Here is a 6,680-nt window from a genome sequence, read left to right on the forward strand (position 1 = left end):
TGTGTATAAGAGACAGGTCGTACACCCTGTGGCGCCGCCCCCCGACGGCCAGTGCGCCGGTGTCCTGCGGCTGGACCCCGACCAGCTGCTGCGGGGCGGACAGCGGCTGCCGGGTGTACGTGGTGAAGCTCAACCACTGACCGCGCGCGTGCGGCAGCACCCCGCACGCCAGCATGACCCACCGGGCCACGTCGGCGGCCTCCGCCTCCACCAGCACCACCTTCGGCGCGCCCGGCTCCTCCGCGACCCGGCGCACGTCGTCGAAGAACGCGGCGAGCCACGCCCCCCGGGCGGCGACGAACTCGGCCATGGCGGCCCGGTCGTACGGCCCGGGCGCGGGTATCCGGTCGAGCGCGGCCGGCGGCCCGTCCGCCGGGGTCCGCTCCTGCCAGTCCGCCGAACCCCAGGCGGTCACGGGCAGGGCACCCCGGGCCTCGGCGCCGGGAAGGTGGACGGCGTGCGCGTGGAACCCGGACCCGGTGCGCACCGCGCGGGCCAGCAGCCGGCTGCCGTCCGGCAGCAGGCTCAGGCTCAGCGCCTCGGGGCGCCCCGGGCCCGGCGGCGGCTCGTACCCCAGGAGCGGCTCCGCCTCGCGCAGCAGCGCTTCGGACACCCCGGGCGTCACCGCGGCGAACCCGGGCCCGCCCTCGTAGTGCAGCTGCGGGAGCCGTGGATGCCGTGGATGCCGTGGAAGGCTCATATTTCCCCCTCCGTCCCGCCGGCACCGCGGACTGACGTACCGTCAGGGTCTTTTGCGGGACACCCGCTTCCCCGTACCGTCGTTCCCCGGACCCGTCCCAGAACCGTTCCGCCTCCGGAGCGCACGGCATGCCCGGCCCCGTTCCCCGCCATGCCCCCGCGCCCCCCGTGCTGTGTGTGGGAGGTCATTCCACCAGATGCGCGGGCCGTTCGGGAGTTCCGCCACCGGCGGCTTCCGTTCGCCCGCTGTACGGCCCGACGTCAGACAGGGATCTCCGTCCGGTACCCCGGGGCCGCTGTCCTTGGGGCGCCCGGCTCCCCCCTCCACCCCCAGAGGTCGTCACACCATGGCTGAACTGAACCGACGCAGGTTCCTCCAGATCGCCGGCGGCACCGCCGCCGCCGCGATGCTGAACGAGAGCATCGCCCGCGCCGCCTCCATACCGGCGCAGGGCAGCACCGGAACCATCCAGGACATCGAGCACATCGTCGTCCTCATGCAGGAGAACCGGTCCTTCGACCAGTACTTCGGCTCGATGAAGGGCGTCCGCGGCTTCGGGGACCCGCGCCCCGTGCTCCAGGACAACGGGAAGTCGGTCTTCTACCAGTCCAACGGGACGAAGGACATCCTCCCCTTCAACCCGCAGGTCAACGACCTGGGGATGCAGTTCGTCGAGGGTCTGAACCACGACTGGGCGGGCGGCCACCAGGCCTACAACAACGGCAAGTACGACAAGTGGGTGCCGGCCAAGACGGCCACCACCATGGCGTACATGACGCGGAACGACATCCCGTTCCACTACGCCCTGGCCGACGCCTTCACCGTCTGCGACGCCTACCACTGCTCCTTCATCGGCGCCACCGACCCCAACCGCTACTACATGTGGACGGGCCACACGGGCAACGACGGCACCGGCGGCGGCCCCGTCCTCGGCAACCAGGAGGCGGGCTACGGCTGGAAGACCTACCCGGAGCGCCTGGAGGCGGCGGGGGTCTCCTGGAAGATCTACCAGGACATCGGCGACGGCCTGAACGCCGCAGGCGGCTGGGGCTGGATCAGCGACGCCTTCCGCGGGAACTACGGCGACAACTCCCTCCTGTACTTCAACAGCTACCGCAATGCCCAGCCCGGCGACCCCCTGTACGAGAAGGCGCGTACGGGCACCAACGCCAAGGCGGGCGACGGCTACTTCGACCGGCTGCGCGCGGACGTGGTGAACGGCACCCTGCCGCAGGTCTCCTGGATCGCGGCGCCCGAGGCCTTCAGCGAGCACCCGAACTGGCCGGTCAACTTCGGTGCCTGGTACATCTCCCAGGTCCTGGACGCGCTGACCGCGAACCCGGCGGTGTGGGCGAAGACGGCGTTCTTCATCACCTACGACGAGAACGACGGCTTCTTCGACCACGTCGTGCCCCCGTACCCGCCGGCCTCCTCCGCCTGGGGCCTGTCCACGGCGGACGTCACCCGCGACCTGTACGCCGGCGGCAACGGCTACACGGCCGGCCCCTACGGCCTGGGCCCGCGCGTCCCGATGATCGTGGTCTCCCCGTGGAGCAAGGGCGGCTACGTCTGCTCCGAGACCTTCGACCACACCTCGGTGATCCGCTTCATGGAGAAGCGCTTCGGGGTGCAGGAGCCCAACATCTCGCCCTGGCGCCGAGCCGTCTGCGGCGACCTGACCTCGGCGTTCGACTTCACCCAGGCCGACGCGACCCCCGCGTCCCTGCCGTCCACCGCCGGCTACGTCCCGGCGGACCACAACGCGCACCCCTCCTACCACCCGGTCCCGCCGGCGACGGGCACCCTGCCCAGGCAGGAGGCCGGCTCCAAGCCGACCCGCGCCCTGGGCCACAGCCCGTACGTGGACGGCGCCCGCACCGTGTCCACCGGCAAGTTCACGCTGACCTTCTCCTCCGGCCCGAAGCTCGGCGCACACTTCCACAGCACCTCCGGCAACCGCACGGACGGCCCCTGGCCCTACACCGTCGAGGCGGGCAAGACCCTCTCGGACACCTGGAGCACCAGCAGCTCCACCGGCAACAAGATCGACCTCACCGTGTGGGGCCCCAACGGTTTCCTGCGCACCTGGAAGGGCCCGGCGAAGAAGGCCGGCCCCGAGGTCACGGCCCGTCACGCGGACGCCACCGGCAACCTGACCCTGACCCTGACCAACGGCGGCACGACCGCGGTCAACCTCACGGTCACCAACGCCTACGGCGGTGCCGCCCAGACCTTCAAGGTCAACCCGGGCGCCACCGTCCCCTTCACCGTCGACCTGCGCGCCTCGGGCCGCTGGTACGACGTGACGGTGGTCTCCGACGCGGACAGCACCTTCCTGCGCCGCTTCGCGGGCCACGTCGAGACGGGCGCCCCGGGCGTCTCGGACCCGGCGATCAAGACCGTCTGATCCGGTCGTCAGGGGTACGCAGCAGCCGCCGCTCCAGGACCGGCAGGTCCGCGGGGCGGTGGCCGCGCGCGTGCCGGAGCAGCCGGTCCCGTGCGGTGTCGGGGACGCGACGGCGCTTGGGGTGGCGGGTGGTGAACTCCTCGCTCGCGAAGAACCGCACGGCCCCCTCCAGCCCGGCCCGGTCCGTCTCCCGCACCGCCCAGGCCAGTTCCTCCGTGGGCAGCCCGGCCAGCAGCCGCGAGGGGCCCCGCTCGGCGAGCAGCCACGCCGCGTCGCGGGGCTCCTCCCGTACGGCACCCAGCCAGCCGAACACCAGGGCGGGCGGTACGCCACGGGGCAGGTCCGGGTCCTCGGCCCCGGCGGCGAGAGCCCCGGCGTACTCCCGCACCGCCGCGGGGGCGGCCGCCACCCACCGGGCGCGGTGCCGGGCCGGGATCCCCTCCGGGGAGAGGGGGTCGAGCAGCCGGTCCCGTTCCGGCGAGGGATGCGCACCGGTGTCGTCGCCGCACGAGCAGAACACGGGGTCCGGGCCGGCCAGTTCGTGGCCGAGCCGGACGACGGCCCGGTAGGCCCGGATCTCCTCGGGATCGCTGATCTCGTAGGTCCTCGGGTGATGCGGGTGGCGTGCGCCGTCGGCGCGTGAGAAGGCACCCATGACCAACGGTCCGGGGCGTGGATTCCGATGCACGGTGTGATCGTAGGCGCGGTGGGCAGAACGAACGGCGTCGGTTCCCGCATTCCCGTCACCGAGGGAGAACGCATGGCCATCGCCCACCGCAGGATCGGCTCCGGCCCCGTCCGCGTCATCGTGCTGCACGACTGGTTCGGGACCTCCGCCAACTGGGGCTCCGTGCTCGACTACCTGGACCCCGAGGGGTTCTCGTACGCCTTCCTCGACTACCGCGGCTACGGCACGCGCCGCGACGTCCCCGGCCGCCACACCCTCCCCGAGATCGCCGACGACGTCCTCGAACTCGCCGACGAGCTCGGCTGGGACACCTTCTCCCTGCTCGGCCACTCCATGGGCGGCAAGGCCGCCCAGCAGGTCCTCGTCCGCGCACCCGAGCGGATCGAGAAGCTGATCGGCCTCTGCCCGGTCCCGGCCGCGCCCTACGAGATGGACGACGCCACCCACGCCCTCTTCTACGGCGCCGCCGAGGACCCGGACAAGCGCCGCACCATCCTCGACCTCGTCACCGGGCACCGCGCGAGCCGCCACTGGCTGGACCGGATGGTGGCCCACTCCCTGGCCGTCTCCCGCCCCGAGGCCTTCGCCGGCTACCTCGCCGACTGGCAGCCCCGCGACCTCTCCTCCGCCGTCAAGGGCAACACCGTGCCCGTGCTGGTCCTCGTGGGGGAGTACGACCTGGCCCTCACGGCCGATGTGATGCGCGCCACCTGGCAGGTCTGGTACCCGGACTGCGCGCTCGTCACGGTCCCCGGGGCCGGCCACTACCCGCCGCACGAGACCCCCGTGGCCTTCGTCACGGAGGTGGAGGCCTTCCTCCGCGGGTGACGCACGGCCCACGAACGCCCGTAGGGGGTACGAGGCGGACCTCGTACCCCCTACGGGACGGAAAGGGTGAGTGACGGGACTCGAACCCGCGGCCACCTGGACCACAACCAGGTGCTCTACCAACTGAGCTACACCCACCACGAAGGGCGGCGGACCACCCGTTCGTTGTGCAAGCACAGCATAGCCGATCAGATGGGTGGTTCCGCGACGGGTTATCCGGCGGCCCGGCTGCCGGCCAGGCTCGCGGCCAGCCGGGGCTCCGGCCAGGCTCGCGGCCAGCCGGGGGACCACGCCGTCCGCACGGCGCGCGGCGTGCTCCACGGCCGCCGCGGCCAGGGCACGCACCACCGGGTGCGGCCGGGTCCCGTCCCCGGCGAGCTCCGGCTGGAAGAGCGTGGCCAGGAAGAACGGGTGCCCGGGCAGCTCCGCCATCCGCACCTGCCCCTCCTCGTCGTGCCCCGACAGCCGCAGCCCGTGCGCGGTCAGCTCCGGCAGGTACCGCGGGGCCGGCCCGTAGTTGCAGTGGTAGCGCTCCATCGACCGCTCGGCCCCGAGCACGGACTCCGCGAGCGACCCCGGCTGCGCCCGGACGACCCCCTCGTGCCCGACGAGCGAGCAGGCCAGCGGGGCGATCAGCAGCCGGTCCGAGCCGGGGTCAGTCTCCGCGTGCGCGACGTCCGCCAGACCGCACACGGTACGGGCGTACTCCAGCAGGGCGTGCTGGAAGCCCCCGCAGGTGCCGAGGAAGGGGATCCCCTCCTCCCGCGCCACCCGGATCGCGGCCAGCGCCCCCGCCTCGCTGGCGTACGGGCTGCCCGGCAGCACCCACACCGCGTCGAACCCGGCCAGCGTCCCCGCGGCGGCCTCCGCCGCGGCGTCCGCGGTCGGGATCCAGTAGGCGTCCAGGACCAGCCCCTCGCGCACGGCGAGCGCGTCGAGGAGGAGCGGGATCCGGGTGTGGGACTTCACGTGCGGGGAACGGTCGCCGACCAGGGCGATCCGGGCGACCGAACCGATGGGGGAGGACGGCGGGAGGACGTCCGGGAAGGAGGGGGAGGGGGAGAGCGTGGCGGACACGGAGGCGGCGGGAGCCTGTGCGGTGGTCATGCGGATCATCCTGCGCCCGCCTCCCACTTCAGCGCCAACGATTGTTCCTGCACCCTCGATAAGGAGCACTGATGGCCGGGCGGGCGCACCCCTGTGATCATGGGGCCATGGATCCGCACCTCCTGCGCACCTTCGTCGCCGTCGCCCGCCTCGCCTCCTTCTCCGCCGCCGCACATCGCCGCCCTGGAGGCCGACCTGCGGGCCGAGCTGCTCACCCGCCGCCCCGTCGCCCCCACCCACGCCGGGGCCCGGCTCCTCGAACACGCCGGACCCCTCCTGCTGCGGCTCGACGCCGCCCGCGCCGACGTGCTGCGCCTGGCCGCCGCCCCGCCCGGCCGGGTCACCCTCGCCGCGTCCCCGCTCGCCGTCGGCCCCGGCCTGCTCGCCGCCCTCCCCGCCACCGGCGTCACCCTGCGCGTCATGCCCCCCGACCGGGTGCCCGCCGCCCTCGCCTCCGGGGACTGCGACCTCGGGCTCGTCGACGGCCTCGCCGCCCCCAGCGACCCCCTCCGGCTGCCCGACGTGGCCCCGCTGAAGATCACCGGCGTCGGGGAGGAGGCACTGGCCCTCCTCCTCCCGGCCGGACACCCCTTCGCCCGGCGGGCCGCCGTCCGGCTGGACGACCTCGCCGACGCCCGCTGGCTCGACGCCCCCGACGCCGGCCTGCCGCTCACCCCCGCCCACGGCTCCGCGCGCACCGCCCTGCGCTACGAAGGCACCGACCTGCACGCCCTGTGCGCCCTCGCCACCGCCGGGCACGGCCTCGTCCTGCTGCCCCGGCGCGTCGCCGAAGCCGCCGCCTCGGCGGGCTCCGGCGCGGGTGCCGCCGTACCGCTCGACGCCCCGCGCCTGGTCCACCGTACGGAGCTCCTCGCGCCCGGGAACCCGTCCGGCGCGGCCGCCGCGCTCGCCGCACGCCTCACGGCAGGATCCCCGTATGACCACCGCAC

4 protein-coding genes, 1 tRNA gene and 2 pseudogenes are annotated in these 6,680 nt (G+C 73.8%); 3 read left to right on the forward strand and 4 right to left on the reverse strand.

The features are described from left to right. Positions 1-700 (reverse strand): GAP1-M domain-containing protein (locus VR44_RS32695; RefSeq protein ID WP_483855147.1); only part of this gene is annotated, 700 nt, incomplete at its 3' end. A gap of 346 nt (positions 701-1,046) precedes the next feature. Here VR44_RS32695 and VR44_RS32700 point away from each other — a divergent pair. Beyond that, positions 1,047-3,107 (forward strand): phosphocholine-specific phospholipase C, encoded by a 2,061-nt coding sequence (locus VR44_RS32700; RefSeq protein WP_045951259.1) that lies wholly within the window; start codon positions 1,047-1,049, stop codon positions 3,105-3,107. On the opposite strand, the gene VR44_RS32705 is transcribed toward VR44_RS32700, so the two are convergent. After that, a complete protein-coding gene (locus VR44_RS32705; protein ID WP_045951260.1) occupies positions 3,094-3,762 on the reverse strand; it encodes a hypothetical protein in 669 nt (222 codons plus the stop codon). The two genes, VR44_RS32700 and VR44_RS32705, sit on opposite strands and share 14 nt — an antisense overlap. A 105-nt stretch (positions 3,763-3,867) precedes the next feature. Here VR44_RS32705 and VR44_RS32710 point away from each other — a divergent pair, with 105 nt between their 5' ends. Further along, the gene (locus VR44_RS32710) at positions 3,868-4,623 is read left to right on the forward strand and encodes an alpha/beta fold hydrolase (RefSeq protein WP_045951262.1); all 756 of its coding nucleotides are present in this window, start codon (positions 3,868-3,870) and stop codon (positions 4,621-4,623) included. Between the two features lie 65 nt (positions 4,624-4,688). On the opposite strand, the gene VR44_RS32715 is transcribed toward VR44_RS32710, so the two are convergent. After that, positions 4,689-4,761 (reverse strand) — tRNA-His (locus VR44_RS32715). Between the two features lie 162 nt (positions 4,762-4,923). Further along, a pseudogene (locus tag VR44_RS43210) lies at positions 4,924-5,730 on the reverse strand (CTP synthase C-terminal region-related (seleno)protein); the annotation flags it as partial. A 107-nt stretch (positions 5,731-5,837) separates the two neighbouring features. Here VR44_RS43210 and VR44_RS32725 point away from each other — a divergent pair. Then, positions 5,838-6,680, forward strand: a pseudogene (locus VR44_RS32725) (LysR family transcriptional regulator); the annotation flags it as partial.

Origin of the sequence: Streptomyces katrae, assembly GCF_000966975.1 — a bacterium.
Taxonomy (GTDB): Bacteria; Actinomycetota; Actinomycetes; order Streptomycetales; family Streptomycetaceae; genus Streptomyces; species Streptomyces katrae.

Bases quoted from the DNA above. Each gene is read 5' to 3' on its own strand.
- VR44_RS32710 (WP_045951262.1), top strand. From the start codon at position 3,868: ATGGCCATCGCCCACCGCAGGATCGGCTCCGGCCCCGTCCGCGTCATC.
- VR44_RS32705 (WP_045951260.1), bottom strand. From the start codon at position 3,762: ATGGGTGCCTTCTCACGCGCCGACGGCGCACGCCACCCGCATCACCCG.
- VR44_RS32700 (WP_045951259.1), top strand. From the start codon at position 1,047: ATGGCTGAACTGAACCGACGCAGGTTCCTCCAGATCGCCGGCGGCACC.